The sequence below is a fragment of the gamma proteobacterium symbiont of Axiagastus rosmarus genome (genome assembly GCF_059730925.1).
Window position 1 is genome coordinate 3,280,994 of sequence record NZ_AP035925.1, and the last position, 18,188, is coordinate 3,299,181.

General features: G+C 57.6%; 13 protein-coding genes. 5 read left to right on the forward strand and 8 right to left on the reverse strand.

From position 1 onward, the window contains the following. Positions 1–59: 59 nt before the first annotated feature. The 3 genes from AC6I8F_RS15605 to dtnK are packed head-to-tail and all read right to left on the reverse strand — an operon-like array spanning position 60 to position 3,072. Positions 60–821, reverse strand: a complete 762-nt coding sequence (locus AC6I8F_RS15605; RefSeq protein WP_022547144.1) for a DeoR/GlpR family DNA-binding transcription regulator — start codon at positions 819–821, stop codon at positions 60–62. Positions 822–827: 6 nt separating this feature from the next. Then, a complete protein-coding gene (locus tag AC6I8F_RS15610; RefSeq protein WP_498028205.1) occupies positions 828–1,808 on the reverse strand; it encodes a D-threonate 4-phosphate dehydrogenase in 981 nt (326 codons plus the stop codon). Beyond that, positions 1,801–3,072, reverse strand: coding sequence for a D-threonate kinase (gene dtnK, locus AC6I8F_RS15615; protein ID WP_498028206.1), 1,272 nt, complete (start codon positions 3,070–3,072; stop codon positions 1,801–1,803). Before dtnK ends, AC6I8F_RS15610 begins: the two co-directional genes overlap by 8 nt. 188 nt (positions 3,073–3,260) lie before the next feature. Between dtnK and AC6I8F_RS15620 the strand changes: the two genes are divergently transcribed. From AC6I8F_RS15620 to AC6I8F_RS15635, 4 genes are all read left to right on the forward strand, one after another. Next, positions 3,261–4,415 carry an iron-containing alcohol dehydrogenase gene (locus tag AC6I8F_RS15620; RefSeq protein WP_058774814.1) on the forward strand — a complete coding sequence of 385 codons (1,155 nt, stop codon included), beginning with the start codon at positions 3,261–3,263 and terminating at the stop codon, positions 4,413–4,415. Between the two features lie 11 nt (positions 4,416–4,426). Continuing rightward, the gene (locus tag AC6I8F_RS15625; RefSeq protein WP_494259891.1) at positions 4,427–5,311 is read left to right on the forward strand and encodes a dihydrodipicolinate synthase family protein; all 885 of its coding nucleotides are present in this window, start codon (positions 4,427–4,429) and stop codon (positions 5,309–5,311) included. A gap of 152 nt (positions 5,312–5,463) precedes the next feature. Beyond that, positions 5,464–6,417 (forward strand): phosphoglycerate dehydrogenase, encoded by a 954-nt coding sequence (locus tag AC6I8F_RS15630; RefSeq protein WP_459745919.1) that lies wholly within the window; start codon positions 5,464–5,466, stop codon positions 6,415–6,417. 41 nt (positions 6,418–6,458) lie between these two features. Beyond that, entirely contained in the window at positions 6,459–7,778 is a 1,320-nt protein-coding gene (locus tag AC6I8F_RS15635) for an MFS transporter (protein ID WP_498028207.1), read from the forward strand. 39 nt (positions 7,779–7,817) lie between these two features. Here AC6I8F_RS15635 and yacL read toward each other — a convergent pair whose 3' ends face one another. Then, complete coding sequence (gene yacL, locus AC6I8F_RS15640; RefSeq protein ID WP_498028208.1) at positions 7,818–8,180, reverse strand: protein YacL; 363 nt, start codon at positions 8,178–8,180, stop codon at positions 7,818–7,820. Between the two features lie 168 nt (positions 8,181–8,348). Continuing rightward, positions 8,349–10,946, reverse strand: a complete 2,598-nt coding sequence (gene acnB, locus AC6I8F_RS15645) for a bifunctional aconitate hydratase 2/2-methylisocitrate dehydratase (RefSeq protein WP_088516643.1) — start codon at positions 10,944–10,946, stop codon at positions 8,349–8,351. A 766-nt stretch (positions 10,947–11,712) separates the two neighbouring features. Between acnB and AC6I8F_RS15650 the strand changes: the two genes are divergently transcribed. Beyond that, positions 11,713–11,859, forward strand: coding sequence for a Hok/Gef family protein (locus AC6I8F_RS15650; protein WP_021314460.1), 147 nt, complete (start codon positions 11,713–11,715; stop codon positions 11,857–11,859). Between the two features lie 149 nt (positions 11,860–12,008). Here AC6I8F_RS15650 and lpdA read toward each other — a convergent pair whose 3' ends face one another. The 3 genes from lpdA to aceE form a co-directional block, all read right to left on the reverse strand. Further along, positions 12,009–13,433: a dihydrolipoyl dehydrogenase gene (gene lpdA, locus AC6I8F_RS15655; RefSeq protein WP_058759502.1), complete on the reverse strand. Its 1,425-nt coding sequence runs from the start codon at positions 13,431–13,433 to the stop codon at positions 12,009–12,011. 174 nt (positions 13,434–13,607) lie between these two features. Then, on the reverse strand, positions 13,608–15,500 hold the full coding sequence (aceF, locus tag AC6I8F_RS15660) for a pyruvate dehydrogenase complex dihydrolipoyllysine-residue acetyltransferase (protein WP_058770609.1): 1,893 nt from the start codon (positions 15,498–15,500) through the stop codon (positions 13,608–13,610). A gap of 14 nt (positions 15,501–15,514) precedes the next feature. After that, positions 15,515–18,181, reverse strand: a complete 2,667-nt coding sequence (gene aceE, locus AC6I8F_RS15665; RefSeq protein WP_021507538.1) for a pyruvate dehydrogenase (acetyl-transferring), homodimeric type — start codon at positions 18,179–18,181, stop codon at positions 15,515–15,517. Between the last annotated feature and the right edge of the window lie 7 nt (positions 18,182–18,188).

The following is an 18,188-nucleotide window of genomic DNA, read 5'->3' on the forward strand; positions in this document are numbered from 1 at the left end:
GAAGGCTGCGCCGCGGTAGCGCAGCGCACGTCATTCACCCGCTGATGCGGGCGGCACATTTACGCGGTCAGCTGCAGGCCAATGCCGCGCTCGCGCAAATCACGGCATACCGCTTCATCAAGGCGGGAATCGGTCACCACATCGGTCAGGCTATCAATCGGTGCCGCGCAGTACAGCGACCATGAGCCATATTTACTGCTGTCGGCCAGCAGAATGCGCCGGCGCGCGTTGGCCAGCAGATCCATCTTCAGCCCGGCTTTGTCTTCCGTCGGCGTGGTAATACCGCGCTCAATACTCCATGAGTTACAGCTGACAAACGCAATGTCCGGATTGATGCTGCGCAGCAGGCGCCGGCCGTGCTCACCAATGCACGACTGGCTGGAGTCGTCGATGCGGCCGCCGATGATGGTGGTCTCAATCTGTTTAAACTCCGACAAAAACAGCGCAATGTGCAGATCGGCGGTAATCACCCGCAGCTGCAAATGGGTCAGCTGTCGTGCCAGTTCCAGCATGGTGGTGCCGGCATCCAGCACCACCGCATCGCCGGACTGCACATAGCTGGCGGCGAACTGCGCGATGGCCTGCTTCTCCGCCAGGTTACGCTGCATCTTCTCCAGCGTGGTCGGCTGCGTCGGGATAAAGCGGTTCAGCGTGACACCGCCGTGGCTGCGGCTAATCACCCCTTCCTTGTCCAGCTTAATCAGATCGCGGCGAATGGTGGCTGGCGAAGCAGAAATGGCGCTCACCAGCTGTTCAACAGTGACCAGATTATGACTTTTGAGATAGTCCATAATCTGGTCGAGACGGCTTTGTCCCTTCATATTTCCCTATGCAAGCTGCATCGCGAGTTTAATCGAGATCGCCATGCTCGCAGAGTTCGCTTTACCTGTCCAGGCGATATCAAATGCCGTGCCGTGGTCGGCGGAAGTGCGGATAAACGGCAGTCCCGCCGTGATGTTGACGCCATCGTAAAAGCCAAGCAGTTTCAACGGGATATGTCCCTGATCGTGGTACATCGCCACCACCATATCGTACTGCCCCTGCTGGCACTGTAAAAACACCGTATCCGGCGGGCACGGGCCATGGACATCAATGCCCTGCTGCTTCATTGCCTGGATCGCTGGCGTCACCGTGGTGATCTCTTCATCACCAAACAGGCCATTCTCGCCCGCGTGCGGATTGACCCCGGCGACTGCGATGCGCGGTTGGTCATAGCCCACGCGGCGCAGGAAGCTGTCAGCCATGTCGATCACCGTCTGAATACGTTCGCCGTTTAATGTGTCGAGGAACTTACGCAGCGCGATGTGCGTGGTCACGTGGATCACTTTCAGATGGTCGGTATACAGCACCATGGCGTAATTTTTGGTTTGGGTCAGCTGTGCCAGCAGTTCAGTGTGACCGGGATAAAGGTGGCCCGCCGCGTGCAGCGCCTCTTTGTTCAGCGGGGCGGTGGCAATCGCCTGCACGTCGCCCGCCAGCGCCAGTTCGGTGGCGCGCTTCACGCAGCGCCAGGCCAGATCGCCGGCCTGCTTCTGTACCTTGCCCGGCTGCAGCGCGTCAGGATCGGCCAGCGGCTCATCGATGACGTTAATGATGCCCGGTGCGAAATGCGCATCCTGCACGCTGTCCAGCACGCGCAGCTCGGCCTGCGGCGTAATGTTCAGCGCCAGCACCCGACGCAGCGTCGCGGCACAGCCGACCACCACCGCCGGAATGCCCGCCAGCTCCCCTTCCGCCAGCGCTTTAATGATGATTTCCGGGCTGATGCCCGCCGGATCGCCCATGGTCACCGCAATAGTGTTATTCACTCGACTTCTCCTCAATAAAACGAATGGCTTCTGCCAGGGTGTTTTCATCACCAAAGCCACCCGCTTTGGTCATCACCGGCAGGTGTAATTCACTGTTAAGCAGAACCCCGTGCGGCACACAGCCCGCTACCAGGCCCTGAATCTGAAAGCCGCTGGCCCCGAATACCTGCGCCACTGCGATGGCCACGTCACCCCCGGAAAGAAACAGGCCGGCAGGCTGAATGTGTGCGCAGACGGCGCGCGTCAGCTGCGCCAGAAACTGGCAGATGCGCTCGCCGAGCTGCTGGCGCGTAATCTGCTGCTGCTGACACAGCTGCGCAATCGCGTGGCGCTGCTCAGCCTGTTGCGTAGTGCGCACCACACAGTGCACGCCCTCGCGCAGCGCCTGGACCATCGCCTGCTGCCAGGCCGCCGCCTGCGGCCATGCCGGTGTGGCAAACAGCTGGCAAATATCAATATCAATCAAGCGGATGTCACGCTGGCTGGCGAGCCGGGCGATTTGCTGCTGCGCCATGGCGCTCATCGAACCGACTATCGCCAGCACCGGGCGAGAGGGCCGCGCAGCAAGATGCGCAGCCAGCGCATCGCTTAACCCGGACGCGCCGACCAGCAGCGGACGTTCCGGCAGCGTCGCGGCAGCCGCGATAATGGCGTCGATATCCGCCTGGTGTTCCGCGTCCAGTACCAGCAGGCCCTGACTTGTCGCCAGCCGTGCGGCCAGCGTGCCGCTGCGTACCGTGGCAAGATCGATCTGCTCGCCCGGCAGGTCGCATTGCATCTGCAGCCGCGTCAGCACGTTACTGCTGGTCACCGGGGTTTTAGGGTCGCTGGCAAATTCGGTGTCGATCAGGCGCTGTTGATGGATCCACACTTCCCCGCCGCGCGTGATGCGGCCCAGCTTAGGCACCGCCGGCACCACCAGCGCCAGCCGTTTCGCGCTGACCTGCAGCGCGGCCGCCACCTCAGCGCCTGGATTGCCGCGCAGCGTTGAGTCAATTTTCTTAAACAGCCAGCCGTGTTGCGCTATCTGCTGATGCGGCTGTATGGCGGCATGCGTACGGCTGGCGGCTTCCGCTGCGCTCACCGCACGGCTATCGGTGCTGATCACCAGCACATCCGCTGCGCCGGCCTCCGGGGGTGTCAGGTTATTGAACAGCACGTGGACGCGTGCGCCGGCCAGCGCGAAGCCGCTGCCTGCGTCATTGGCGCCGGTAAAATCGTCGGCAATCACCAGAACGGGCGTTTTCCATGGCGATGAAGTCATTCTCTCTCCTGTCACGGCCCCTTGCCGTGCTGCATTTGATTATATTCAATCATGATTGATTATATGTGAGCAAGATCAAATTAATTGAAATCGATATCGCCTATAAATTTAGCCTCAGAAAGGGATACACCCCGCACAGCATTGAGCAAACCTAATCATAATGTGCAAAACCGTTATAAGGGCATGACATGAATATCAACAGCACCGTGATCAGTGGCTATCAGGCTCTGAACGATCTCAGCTATTTACTGCAGGATAAGCAGAAGGCGTTGCTGGTCACGGATAAAAACATTCTGGGTATTCCGGCGGTGCAGGCGCTTATCGCCCGGCTGCAGCAGCAGATCGCCAGCCTGAGCCTGATTGATACGGTGCCGCCCGAGCCGAGCCAGCATGATGTGGCGGCGATTGTTGCGGCGCTGCCGCACGGCGACGTCGATCTGGTGATAGGCATTGGCGGCGGCAGCGTGCTGGATGTGGCGAAGCTGCTGTCCGTGTTGTGCGTGGCCGATGCGCCAACCCTGACGGCGCTGCTGGCCGGTGAGAAGCCGCACACGCGTACCGCTTCTTTACTGATCCCGACCACGGCCGGCACCGGCTCGGAAGCCACGCCCAACGCCATCCTTGCCATTCCGGAGAAAGAGACCAAGGTCGGTATTATTTCGCCGGTGATGCTGCCGGACTACGTGGCGCTGATTCCGGAACTGACCACCAGCATGCCGGCGCACATCGCCTCGTCGACCGGGATTGATGCGCTGTGCCACCTGATTGAGTGCTTCACCGCCACCGTGGCCAATCCGGTGAGTGATAACTATGCGCTGATCGGCATGAAAAAGCTGTTCGCCAGCCTCGAAAAGACCCTTGCCGAACCGGACAACCTGGAAGCACGGCTGAATATGTTGTGGGCGTCCTACTACGGCGGAGCGGCGATCGCCCATGCCGGGACGCACCTAGTGCACGCCATGTCGTATCCGCTGGGCGGCAAGTATCATCTGCCGCACGGCGTGGCCAACGCCATTCTGCTGGCGCCGTGCATGCAGTTTGTGCGTCCGGCGGCGGTGAGCAAGTTCGCGCAGGCCTACGATCTGCTGCCGGATGCCGATAGCGCACTGGATGAAGAGGCCAAATCGCACGCGCTGGTGGCCTATTTCGCCGCGCTGGTGCAGCGCCTTAAACTGCCGGCCAGCCTGGAAGCGCTGGGCATCGGGCCGGATCATCTGCCGTATCTGGTCGAAGCCGCGCTGGACGTGCAGCGCCTGATGAAGAATGTACCGATGAAAGTCAGCGCCGACGATGTGCGCAACGTCTACCTGACGCTGTTTCCGGCGTTAAATCACTCAGCATGAGCGGGGAAATCATGAGCAACACCATTCAGGGCGTACTGACCGCCATCGTCACCACTTTTGATCGCGACGGAGCCTACAATCCTGCCGCGCAGCGTGAACAGATTCAGCGTCAGCTGAGCGCCGGTAACGGTATTTTCTGCGGCGGCACCAACGGGGAATTTTTCGTGCTGAACGAGCAGGAGAAGCTGGCGGTGACCGAGACCTGCGTCGACGAAGTAAACGGCACTGCATCGGTGGTGGCGCACATTGGCGAGATCTCGACGCGTGAGACTATCCGGCTGGGCAGGCAGGTGGCAAAGCTGGGCGTGGATGCCGTCTCGGTGATCACCCCTTACTTTGTGCCGCTCAAACAGGAAGAGCTGATTGATCACTACCGTGCCGTGGCCGACGCCCTCGACGTCCCGCTGTTTCTCTACAACATTCCGGCGCGCACCGGTAATACGCTGCTGCCGGAAACCGTGCGCACGCTGGCAGCGCATCCCAACATCATTGGCATCAAAGACAGCGCCGGCAGCTACGAAAGCCTGAGCGGCTTTCTGCAGGCAGCGGCAGGTATTGCGCATTTCAACGTGCTGAACGGGCCGGATTCACTGATTCATCAGGGCTTCGTCGATGGCTGTTCCGCCTGTATTTCCGGGCTGGCTAACGTGGCGCCGAAAGAGATTAACGCCATCTGGGCGCGCTTCCATGCCGGCGACATCGCCGGGTCGCGCGCCGCTCAGGAGAACGTCACCGGCCTGCGTACCGATCTCTACAGCATTGGTTTTTCCCCGGCGGCGGTGAAAAAAGCCGTGGCGCTGCTCGGCTATGAGGTCGGCGACAGCCGCTATGCGGTGCGCTTCTCTGCGGAGGAAGAGCAGAAGATCCGCCAGATCGTGAATCAGTATTTGCAGTAAAGCCAGTAAATTCAAAGCACTTACCGCACGCAGCTGTGGTAGCGGCGCGATTCATCTCGCAATACAGGCGCCGCTCCCCCTGCCGCCATAAGGCTGGCGGGGCGGATTCAGGCAGCGATGGCTGCTGTAATTAACACCGGGACGCATTTGCTATGAAAGTCATCTGTACTTCACCTTCGTTCGCCCGCTATGACGCCGCGCCGATCGACACACTGCGCCAGCAGGGCTTTGAGCTGATTACGCTGCCCGCCGACGCGCCGCTCAGCGCGCTGGCGCCGCATCTCGCCGACACCGTCGCCCTGATCGTGGCCTTCACCGAGGTCAACGATGCGCTGCTGTCGCTGGCACCGCAGCTGAAAATTGTCTGCAAGCACGGCGTAGGCGTCGATAACATCGACCTCGACGCAACGCGTGCGCGCGGTATTTACGTGACGAACGTGCCGGACGCGAACAAACACGCGGTTGCCGATTTCGCCTTTGCGCTGATTCTCAATAGCGCGCGCCAGATCACCACCGCCGCAATAGAGACCCGCGCCGGCCACTGGCCACGCATTTTTGCCACCGACGTCTACGGCAAAACGCTCGGCATCATCGGCCTGGGCAATATCGGTAAGCAGGTGGCACTGCGCGCTAAAGGCTTCAATATGCGCATCCTCGCCTTCGATTTTTACCCCGATGACGCCTTCGCCGCCGAACACGGCGTGTCGTTTGTCAGCCTCGATCAGCTGACGGAGCACAGCGACTTCATCACCTTACATATGCCGCTCACGGACCAGACACAAAACCTGTTCGACGCTGCGCGCCTGAAGCGCATGAAGAAGAGCGCGTTTCTCATCAACGCGTCACGCGGTGGCGTAGTGAATGAGCAGGATCTCTACCAGGCATTGCAGGATAACGTGATTGCCGGTGCGGCGGCGGATGTCTTTGTGCAGGAGCCGCTGGCGCAGCATCCGCTGTTCACCCTGAGCAACTTTATCCCCACGGCGCACCTTGCCGGTTATACCGACGGTGCTATCAGCGCCATCGGCGAACGCTGCGTGACGCAGATTGTGCAGTGTATAAAACAGGGCGAACGCCCGATGAATGTCATGAACGGGCTGGCCTGACGCCGCCCTCCTCTGTCACCCTTTTCGCGTGGATAATGATTATGACCAACACCGCACGCTCAACACGCATCAGATGGTGGATCGCCGGCCTGATGTGGCTGGCCATTGCCATTAACTATATTGATCGTACCGTACTCTCTGCCGCCGCACCGCACCTGATCACCGAGCTCGACATCAATCCGGAGATGATGGGCTTTATCATGGCGGCATTTTTCTGGTCCTACGCGCTGTTGCAGATCCCGGCAGGCTGGTTTGCCGACCGCTTCGGCCAGAAAAAAGGCCTCGGTATCGCTGTCGGCTGGTGGTCGATTGCCACCATGGCGATGGGGCTCGCCACCGGCTTTAAATCGCTGCTGGCGCTGCGTCTGGCGCTCGGCGTCGGTGAAGCGGCGGCTTATCCCAGCAACGCCGGTATTACCGCGCGCTGGTTCCCGGATCGCGAGCGCGCCACCGTCTCCGGCCTGTTTGACAGCGCATCAAAATTTGGCGGGGCCGTCGCCATGCCGCTGATCGTCTTTATGATCGCGCTGTTCGACTGGCGTCTGACCTTTCTGGCGATTGGTGCCGTCGGGCTGATTTGGGTCATCGCCTGGTACTTCATTTATGCCGAGAACCCGGAAGACCACAAAGCGATCAGCGCCGATGAAGTGCGCCTGATCCGCGATGGCCAGGCGCAGAAGCACGGCGATAAGAACGTGCGGCCGATGAGGTGGTACAAGCTGCTGCGCTACCGCAACATCTGGGCGATGTGTATTGGCTTCTTCACCATCAATTACACTTCCTACTTCTTTATCACCTGGCTGCCAACCTACCTGGTGAAAGACAAAGGGATGGATTTCCTGAAAATGGGCATGGTGGCGGCGCTGCCGCTGATCTGCGGTATGGTGATTGAGGTGCTGGCGGGCTGGGCGTCGGACCGTATGGTGCATAAAAAAGTGCTGTCGCTGACCGCCACACGCAAGCTGTTTCTGACGATTGGCCTGCTGATGGCGCTGTGCATCGGGTTCGCGCCGTTCACCGATTCCGTGTTCATGACGGTACTGCTGCTGTGTATTGCTAAGTCCGGCACCACCGTCGCGGCCTCTCAGGTGTGGGCGCTGCCGGGCGATGTTGCGCCCACCAACAGCGTGTCAATTGTTGCCGGGCTGCAGAATACCGTCTCCAATATGGGCGGCGCGGTCGGACCAATCATTACCGGCGCTATCGTCGGTGCCACTGGCCACTTTACCTGGGCGCTGGTGTTCTCGGCGGTGCTGGTGGTGATCGGAATCCTTAACTACCTGTTCCTGCTCGGCAAGGTCGAACCGATTGTGGATGAGGAACCTTTATCCCACGCCCGTTCCGCCATTAACGGCGTGTAACCTGCGCAACGGCAGTGGCGCCCCGGCTGCGGGCGCCCGTTAACGGCCGGCCATAAACCGGCGATAAGCAGCAATCACCGCAAGAAAATCCTCCACGCCGCAGAACGACAGGCTCTCCTCATCGTAATAAGTCATGCCCTCTTCCAGGCCGTCATCCTCTAACGCCAGCTGATTGGCGCGGATCATCACCTCTTCCTCATCCAGCCACAGCGTATATTCGTGCCCGACGCGCTGCCACTGCTGCAGCGTGCCTTTGACTGCACGCACCGCGGCTTCGACTTCATCCAGCAGCGCAAAGTTCTCTTTCACCTCTTCATTGAACCAGTGCCCCACCGCTTCGTGGTCCATCGACATGCGCACCCGGACCTGACCGGTCACGTCACGCAGAAATTCATATTCCATGTTGGCCTCATACCAGTGGCGCGCCAGACGGCACGCTTTCGTGCATTTTGTGCGCAGCGCGCGCAAGAAAGTGGGATCGCGCTCGCATTATGCCTGGAGACGGCGAGGGAAAAAAGCGCATAAAAAAAGGGACGATGCGCTCGTCCCTTTTTCACTGGCAGGCGTATTTTACACCGCGGTCTGGAAAATCACTCCGTCCGCTTTTTCGGTGTACTGGCCCAGCTGATCGAAGTTCAGGTAGCGGTAGGTGTCGGCAGCGGTTTTATCCACCTGCACCATAAACTGCTGATACTCGTCCGGCGTAGGCAGTTTACCCAGCAGGGAAGCGACCGCGGCCAGCTCGGCTGATGCCAGGAACACATTGGCACCGGTACCCAGACGGTTCGGGAAGTTACGGGTCGAGGTGGAAACCACCGTCGCGCCGTCTTTCACGCGCGCCTGGTTACCCATGCACAGTGAACAGCCCGGAATCTCGATACGCGCACCGCTCTTACCAAAGACGCTGTAGTAGCCCTCTTCTGTCAGCTGCGCGGCATCCATCTTGGTTGGCGGCGCTACCCACAGGCGGGTTGGCAGCTGGCCTTTGTGTGCGTCCAGCAGTTTACCTGCCGCACGGAAGTGACCGATGTTGGTCATGCACGAACCGATAAACACTTCGTCGATCTTCTCGCCCTGCACGTCAGACAGCCAGCGCGCGTCGTCCGGATCGTTCGGCGCACACAGGATTGGCTCTTTGATTTCCGCCAGATCGATTTCGATTACCGCTGCGTATTCCGCATCGGCATCGGCTTCCAGCAGTTGCGGATCGGCCAGCCATTTTTCCATGCCCTGAATACGGCGCTCCAGCGTACGACGGTCGCCGTAGCCTTCGGAGATCATCCACTTCAGCAGTACGATGTTGGAGTTCAGATACTCGATGATCGGCTCTTTATCCAGCTTGATGGTACAACCCGCCGCAGAACGCTCGGCCGAGGCATCGGTCAGCTCAAATGCCTGCTCAACTTTCAGCTTCGGCAGACCTTCGATTTCCAGCACGCGACCGGAGAAGATGTTTTTCTTACCTTTCTTCTCAACGGTCAGCAGGCCCTGCTTGATGGCGTACAGCGGAATCGCGTGCACCAGATCGCGCAGCGTGATGCCCGGCTGCATTTCGCCTTTGAAGCGCACCAGCACTGACTCCGGCATATCCAGAGGCATTACGCCCGTCGCCGCGGCAAACGCCACCAGACCAGAACCGGCCGGGAACGAGATGCCAATCGGGAAGCGGGTGTGTGAGTCACCGCCAGTGCCGACGGTATCCGGCAGCAGCATACGGTTCAGCCAGCTGTGAATCACGCCATCGCCAGGACGCAGCGAAACACCGCCACGGTTCATGATGAAGTCCGGCAGCGTGTGGTGTGTGGTGACATCGACCGGCTTCGGATAAGCGGCGGTGTGACAGAAGGACTGCATCACCAGATCGGAGGAGAAGCCCAGACACGCCAGATCTTTCAGTTCATCACGGGTCATTGGACCGGTGGTGTCCTGAGAGCCGACCGAGGTCATTTTCGGTTCACAGTAGGCGCCAGGACGAATCCCTGCCACGCCGCAGGCGCGGCCCACCATTTTCTGCGCCAGCGAGTAACCACGGTTGCTTTCGGCCACATCTTTGGCTTTGGTGAACACATCGCTGTGCGGCAGACCCAGCGACTCACGCGCTTTGGTGGTCAGGCCGCGACCGATAATCAGCGGAATACGGCCACCGGCGCGCACTTCATCCAGCAGCACGTCGGTTTTCAGCGCAAAGGTCGCCAGCAGTTCATTGGTCTCGTGATTGCGTACTTCACCCTTGTATGGGTAAACGTCAATCACATCGCCCATGTTCAGGCGCTCAACGTCGAGTTCGATCGGCAGCGCGCCGGCATCTTCCATGGTGTTGAAGAAGATCGGCGCGATTTTACCGCCGAGGCACAGACCGCCGCCTTTTTTGTTCGGCACATACGGAATGTCGTCACCCATGAACCACAGCACTGAGTTGGTCGCGGACTTGCGTGAAGAACCGGTACCAACCACGTCACCGACGTAGGTCAGCGGGAAGCCTTTCTGCTGCAGAGCTTCAATCTGTTTGATCGGGCCAACGTTGCCAACATCGTCGGGTTCGATGCCGTCACGTGGGTTTTTCAGCATCGCCAGCGCGTGCAGTGGAATATCCGGACGTGACCATGCATCCGGCGCCGGAGAGAGGTCGTCGGTGTTGGTTTCGCCGGTCACTTTGAACACGGTGGTGGTGATTTTTTCTGCCAGCTTAGGACGCTTGAGGAACCATTCTGCATCAGCCCAGGACTGGAGGATTTTCTTCGCGTGGGGATTACCCGCTTTGGCTTTCTCTTCGACGTCGTAGAAGTTATCGAACATCAGCAGCGTGTGGGACAGTGCTTCAGCGGCAATCGGTGCCAGAGCCTCATCGTCAAGCGCCTCGATCAGCGCATGGATGTTGTAGCCGCCCTGCATGGTGCCCAGCAGTTCGACTGCTTTTTCACGAGTGACCAGAGGAGAGTGGGCTTCGCCCTTTGCGATAGCTGCCAGGAATCCGGCTTTTACATACGCCGCTTCATCAACACCCGGCGGGACACGGTTGACCAGCAGGTCAGTCAGGAATTCTTCTTCACCCGCTGGCGGGTTTTTCAGCAGTTCAACCAGCGCGGCCATCTGGGAAGCATCTAACGGCTTAGGTACGATTCCCTGGGCAGCACGCTCGGCAACGTGCTTACGGTATTCTTCTAGCACGACGTTCTCCTCGCTCTCATTGTATAGCTTTCCGGTGCACCTGTTGATGCTGTCAAACAGTAGGGTGAGGTGCCCGGTTCTGCGTCGGCCAGCATAGCAGGATTTCGGCTGATTGTTAATCCGTTTACAAAAAAGCAACATCCGCGCGTTATTTAGCAGATCTGTCTGCGCTTTGCGCCAGAAGAGAAGCCAGAGCGGCTCTGGTAGTGCCTGTTCGCGCCTGTGCCGGTAGCCAGTGGAGCCAGGTTTTAGCGCGTAATTTGTTGCATCCGGCCCTCACACAGCGAATCCATAACCTGCAATCCCCTTTCAGGCCGGTTCATTCACTTTTGGTTATGTGCTAATGCACTTGCACTAAACGGCTACCCTTCAGCTTCCCGCACACGTTTTCCTGAGGAAAAATTAATACCACATCACCTGATAAATATTGAACGTGATGCCTTGCGCGTATTTAATTAATTATCAACGCAGTGCCGGTTTAAATTAACCTTTAAACTTAGTCACTCAATTAAAATACACCCTTAAAAAATAACTGCGATTTAAAAAAGAGATAAAAAAATAAAAGAGGAAATGATAAATAAATAGCGTAGACTGCCTGCGGGCGCTTGAGGCTATCTGCCTTAAGATCTGCAAAAGAAATTGAGGTGGATGGTGGAAGGTGAACCGTGCGATTAATTTTCATTAACCGCACGGGTGAGCCACTACCCTACACCCAGACAGTGTCAGGGTAATGGCTTGCTCGTGCTAATGCAAGGAGTAAGTGATTATGAAGGTGAAATTCAGCACGCTGATTATCAGCGGGCTCATCCTGTTAGGTTTATGCCTGGCAAATCGCAGTTCACTGTGTGAATTACGATTGCGGATATTCGCGGCTGAATTATCGGCTGTCATGGCTTACGAAGCACAACAGTAAACTTCAATAGCGGAGGGTTTCCTCCGCTATTCCGGCATCGTTTAACGTGTTGCTCCTGCGCCCGCTTTTATCTATTCAACTTACTTTTTCAATTAATAAAAAAACGGCTCCTTACAGGAGCCGTTAATAAACCTAAGCCTCAGGCGAAATTATTTCTTTTTCGCTTTTGGATTTGGCAGGTCAGTAATGCTACCTTCAAACACTTCCGCCGCCAGGCCAACCGATTCGTGCAGGGTTGGGTGCGCGTGGATGGTCAGCGCGATATCTTCGGCATCACAACCCATCTCGATAGCCAGACCGATTTCACCCAGCAGCTCGCCGCCGTTGGTACCGACAATCGCGCCACCAATAACACGGTGCGTCTCTTTGTCGAAGATCAGTTTGGTCATACCGTCTGCACAGTCAGACGCGATAGCACGGCCCGATGCCGCCCACGGGAAGGTGGACACTTCGTAGCTGATGCCTTTCTCTTTGGCTTCTTTCTCGGTCAGACCCACCCAGGCCACTTCTGGCTCGGTATAAGCGATAGAAGGGATCACTTTCGGGTCGAAGTAGTGCTTCAGACCGGAAATCACTTCTGCCGCCACGTGACCTTCGTGCACGCCTTTGTGCGCCAGCATTGGCTGACCGACGATGTCACCGATAGCATAGATGTGTGGCACGTTGGTGCGCATCTGTTTGTCGACGCGGATAAAGCCGCGATCGTCCACTTCCACGCCTGCTTTGCCAGCATCCAGACCTTTACCGTTCGGTACACGGCCAATCGCCACCAGCACTGCGTCGTAACGCTGTGGTTCAGCCGGCGCTTTTTTACCTTCCATTGATACGTAGATACCGTCGTCTTTCGCTTCTACCGCGGTGACTTTGGTTTCCAGCATCAGGTTGAATTTCTTGCTGATACGCTTGGTGAACACTTTCACCACGTCTTTATCGGCGGCCGGGATCACCTGGTCAAACATCTCGACCACGTCGATCTCTGAACCCAGCGCATGGTAGACGGTACCCATCTCCAGACCGATGATGCCACCGCCCATAACCAGCAGACGCTTCGGAACTTCTTTCAGCTCCAGCGCATCGGTAGAGTCCCACACGCGCGGATCGTCATGCGGAATGAAGGGCAGTTCGATAGGACGCGAGCCGGCAGCGATAATGGCGTTGTCGAAGTTGATGGTGGTTGCGCCGCCCTCTCCTTCCACTACCAGCGTATTGGCACCGGTGAATTTACCCAGACCGTTGACCACTTTCACTTTGCGGCCTTTTGCCATGCCAGCCAGACCACCGGTCAGCTGAGTGATGACTTTCTCTTTCCAGGTACGGATTTTGTTGATGTCAGTCTGCGGCTGGCCAAACACGATACCGTGCTCTTCCAGAGCTTTAGCTTCTTCGATGACTTTCGCCACGTGCAGCAGCGCTTTTGACGGGATACAGCCGACGTTCAGACAGACACCGCCGAGGGTGCTGTAGCGCTCTACCAGTACGGTTTCCAGACCTAAATCAGCGCAACGGAAGGCTGCAGAGTAACCTGCAGGACCTGCCCCAAGTACCACGACTTGAGTTTTAATCTCTGTACTCATCATGACCTCTTGTTAGATTGCCGGCGGTCAAAAGCGACCCTTTCCCAGGCTCTTGATGCCCTATCTCCACCGGGACATTTCACCGCGAGAGTTTACAGAATTGTTAACAAACTGCCAACCGCGGCAACTCCGAATGCTTACAACAAGGCCGGCATTTGCCGGCCTTGATTAACGTCACATCACCAGACGGCGAATATCAGACAGCATATTGTTAATGATGGTGATGAAGCGCGCACCATCCGCACCGTCGATGACGCGGTGGTCGAACGACAGTGAAATCGGCATCATCAGGCGCGGAGCGAACTCTTTGCCGTTCCACACCGGCTCCATCGCCGACTTAGACACCCCGAGGATAGCCACTTCCGGCGCGTTAACAATTGGCGCGAAGTGCGTGGTGCCGAGGCCGCCAAGGCTGGAGATGGTGAAGCAGCCGCCCTGCATATCGCTGGCGGTCAGTTTGCCATCACGCGCTTTCTTCGACGTCGCCATCAGCTCACGCGACAGCTCAGTGATGCCTTTCTTGTTCACGTCTTTGAACACCGGAACCACCAGACCGTTTGGCGTATCCACCGCCACACCGATGTTGATGTACTTTTTCAGCGTCAGCTTCTGGCCATCTTCCGACAGCGAGCTGTTGAAGCGTGGCATCTGCTCCAGTGCCGCGGCGACCGCTTTCATGATGAACACCACCGGGGTGAACTTCACGTCCAGCTTGCGCTTCTCGGCTTCCGCATTCTGCTGCTTACGGAACGCTTCCAGATCGGTGATATCGGTTTTGTCGAAGTGGGTCACATGCGGAATCATTACCCAGTTACGGCTCAGGTTAGCGCCCGAGATTTTCTGGATACGACCCAGTTCCACTTCTTCGATTTCACCGAACTTGCTGAAGTCCACTTTCGGCCATGGCAGCATGCCCGGAATACCGCCGCCTGCGGCCGCAGCCGGTGCCGCTTCAGCGCGTTTCACCGCGTCTTTCACGTAAGCCTGCACGTCCTCTTTGAGGATGCGACCTTTACGGCCGGTGCCTTTGACTTTCGCCAGGTTAACACCGAACTCGCGCGCCAGGCGACGAATCACCGGCGTGGCGTGCACGTAAGCATCGTTTTCAGCAAATTCGCTCTTCGCATCGGCTTTCGCAGCTGCTGGCGCAGGTGCAGCAGCCGGTTTGGCTTCTGCAGCTGGTGCGGCTTCCTGTTTCGCTGCCGGTGCCGCAGCAGCCGGCGCAGCGCCTTCTACTTCGAACACCATGATAAGCGAACCGGTGCTGACTTTATCGCCGGTAGCCACTTTCAGCGCTTTAACCGTACCGGCAAACGGCGCCGGAACTTCCATTGACGCTTTATCGCCTTCCACCACGATCAGTGACTGCTCAGCCTCAACTTTATCGCCTACTTTGACCAGCACTTCGGTGACTTCCACTTCGTCGCCGCCGATATCCGGGACGTTAACGTCTTTGGCACCCGCAGCCGCGGCTGGCGCGGAGGCCGCCGCTTCTTTCACGGCAGGTTTGGCAGCTGCTGCTGGCGCCGCGCCTTCGGCTTCAAAGATCATGATCAGTGAACCGGTGTTCACCTTGTCGCCCGTGGCGATTTTGATCTCTTTCACCACACCGGCAAACGGTGCAGGCACTTCCATGGAGGCTTTGTCGCCTTCGACGGTGATCAGCGATTGCTCTGCCGCCACTTTGTCGCCCACTTTAACCAGAATTTCGGTGACTTCTACTTCGTCGCCGCCGATATCCGGTACGTTAACGTCTTTCGCTTCGCTGGCGGCGGCCGCAGCAGGTGCGGCTTCCGCTGGTTTCTCTTCGGCGGCCGGTGCCGCAGCAGCTGCACCTTCGGCGTCGAAAATCATGATCAGTGAACCGGTATTCACTTTGTCACCGGTCGCGATTTTGATCTCTTTGACCACGCCAGCCTGCGGCGAAGGTACTTCCATCGAGGCTTTATCGCCTTCCACGGTGATCAGCGACTGTTCGGCTTCAACCTTGTCGCCCACCTTGACCAGAATCTCGGTGACTTCAACTTCGTCTGACCCGATATCCGGTACGTTAATTTCGATAGCCATTACTCTCTTACCTCTTAAGCCAGACGCGGGTTAACTTTATCGGCATCGATGTTGAATTTCGCGATCGCATCTGCCACCACTTTCTTCTCGATTTCGCCGCGCTTAGCCAGTTCACCCAGGGCTGCAACCACTACGTATGACGCATCCACTTCGAAGTGGTGACGCAGGTTTTCGCGGCTGTCTGAACGGCCGAAACCATCGGTACCCAGCACGCGATAATCGCTGGCTGGCACGTAGCTGCGAACCTGCTCTGCGAACAGCTTCATGTAGTCGGTCGATGCCACCGCCGGCGCGTCGTTCATCACCTGAGCGATGTACGGTACGCGTGGCGTTTCCGTTGGGTGCAGCATGTTCCAGCGCTCACAATCCTGACCGTCGCGTGCCAGCTCGGTGAACGAGGTCACGCTGTAGACGTCAGAACCGATGCCGTAATCCTTCGCCAGGATCTGTGCCGCTTCGCGCACGTGACGCAGGATAGAACCTGAGCCCAGCAGCTGCACTTTGCCTTTGCTGCCTTCTACCGTCTCCAGCTTGTAGATACCCTTACGGATACCCTCTTCCGCACCCTGCGGCATCGCAGGCATGTGGTAGTTTTCGTTCAGCGTGGTGATGTAGTAGTAAATATTTTCCTGCGCTTCGCCGTACATACGTACCAGACCGTCATGCATGATGACTGCCACTTCGTACGCGTAAGACGGATCGTAAGAGATACAGTTCGGGATAGTCAGCGACTGAATGTGGCTGTGACCATCTTCGTGCTGCAGACCTTCGCCGTTCAGCGTGGTACGACCGGACGTGCCGCCCACCAGGAAGCCGCGCGCCTGCTGGTCGCCTGCCAGCCACATCAGATCGCCGATGCGCTGGAAACCAAACATCGAGTAATAGATGTAGAACGGAATCATCGGCAGGTTGTTGGTGCTGTAAGAGGTCGCCGCCGCCAGCCAGGAAGACCCTGCGCCCAGCTCGTTGATCCCTTCCTGCAGAATCTGGCCTTTCTCGTCTTCTTTATAGTAAGCAACCTGCTCACGGTCCTGCGGCGTATACTGCTGGCCGTTCGGGCTGTAAATACCAATCTGACGGAACAGACCTTCCATACCAAAGGTACGCGCTTCGTCCGCGAGGATCGGCACCAGACGATCTTTGATCGACTTGTTCTTCAGCATCACATTCAGCGCACGCACGAAGGCGATGGTGGTAGAGATCTCTTTGCTCTGCTCTTCCAGCAGCGCACTGAACTCTTCCAGCGCTGGCATTTCCAGCTTTTCGCTGAACTCAGCCTGACGGGTTGGCAGGTAGCCACCCAGCTTCTCGCGCTGGCCGTGCAGGTAGTTGTACTCTTCTGAGCCTTTTTCGAAGGTCACATACGGCAGCTGTTCGATCTTGTCGTCAGCCACTGGCACGTTGAAGCGATCGCGGATGTAGCGAACGCCATCCATGTTCATCTTCTTAACCTGGTGCGCGATGTTCTTACCTTCCGCGGTGTCACCCATACCATAGCCTTTGATGGTATGCGCCAGGATCAACGTAGGCTGACCTTTGGTCTCCTGCGCTTTCTTCAGTGCCGCGTAGATTTTCTTCGGATCGTGACCACCACGGTTCAGGGCGAAGATCTCTTCGTCTGACCAGTCTTTCACCAGCGCTGCGGTCTCCGGGTATTTACCGAAGAAGTGCTCGCGCACGTACGCACCGTCGCGTGATTTGAAGGTCTGATAGTCGCCGTCAACGGTTTCGTTCATCAGCTGAATCAGCTTGCCGCTGGTGTCTTTCTTCAGCAGCTCGTCCCAGCGTCCGCCCCAGATCACTTTGATCACGTTCCAGCCAGCACCGGCAAAGATGCCTTCCAGCTCGTTGATGATCTTACCGTTACCGGTGACCGGACCGTCGAGACGCTGCAGGTTACAGTTGATGATGAACACCAGGTTATCCAGCTTCTCACGGGTAGCGATGGTGATCGCCCCTTTGGATTCTGGTTCGTCCATCTCGCCATCGCCAAGGAAGGCGTAAACGGTTTGCTTAGAGGTATCTTTCAGGCCGCGGTGTTCCAGATATTTCAGGAACTTCGCCTGATAGATGGCGTTCAGTGGGCCGAGACCCATCGACACGGTCGGGAACTGCCAGAAGTCCGGCATCAGTTTTGGATGCGGATAGGAAGAGAGACCGTTGCCGTGGACTTCCTGACGGAAGTTGTTCATCTGCTCTTCAGTCAGGCGTCCTTCAAGGAACGCACGCGAGTAGATGCCCGGAGAAATGTGGCCCTGGAAATAGACCAGATCGCCGCCATCCTGCTCGCTACGCGCGCGGAAGAAGTGGTTGAAGCACACTTCATAAATGGTGGCAGAAGACTGGAAAGACGACAGGTGACCACCCAGCTCCAGATCTTTCTTCGACGCACGCAGAACCGACATAATGGCGTTCCAGCGGATTGCGGAACGGATACGACGTTCAAGAGAGGTGTTCCCCGGATATTCCGGCTCATCTTCGACCGCAATGGAGTTGATGTAGTTGCTGACGGCGTTGCCGCCCGCTGCCACTTTCACACCGCCTTTGCGTGCAGCACTCAATACCTGATCAATCAGATACTGCGCGCGCTCAACACCTTCTTCACGGATGACCGATTCGATCGCCTGTAGCCAGTCACGAGTTTCGATCGGATCCACGTCATTCTGTAAACGTTCTGACATGGGGTGT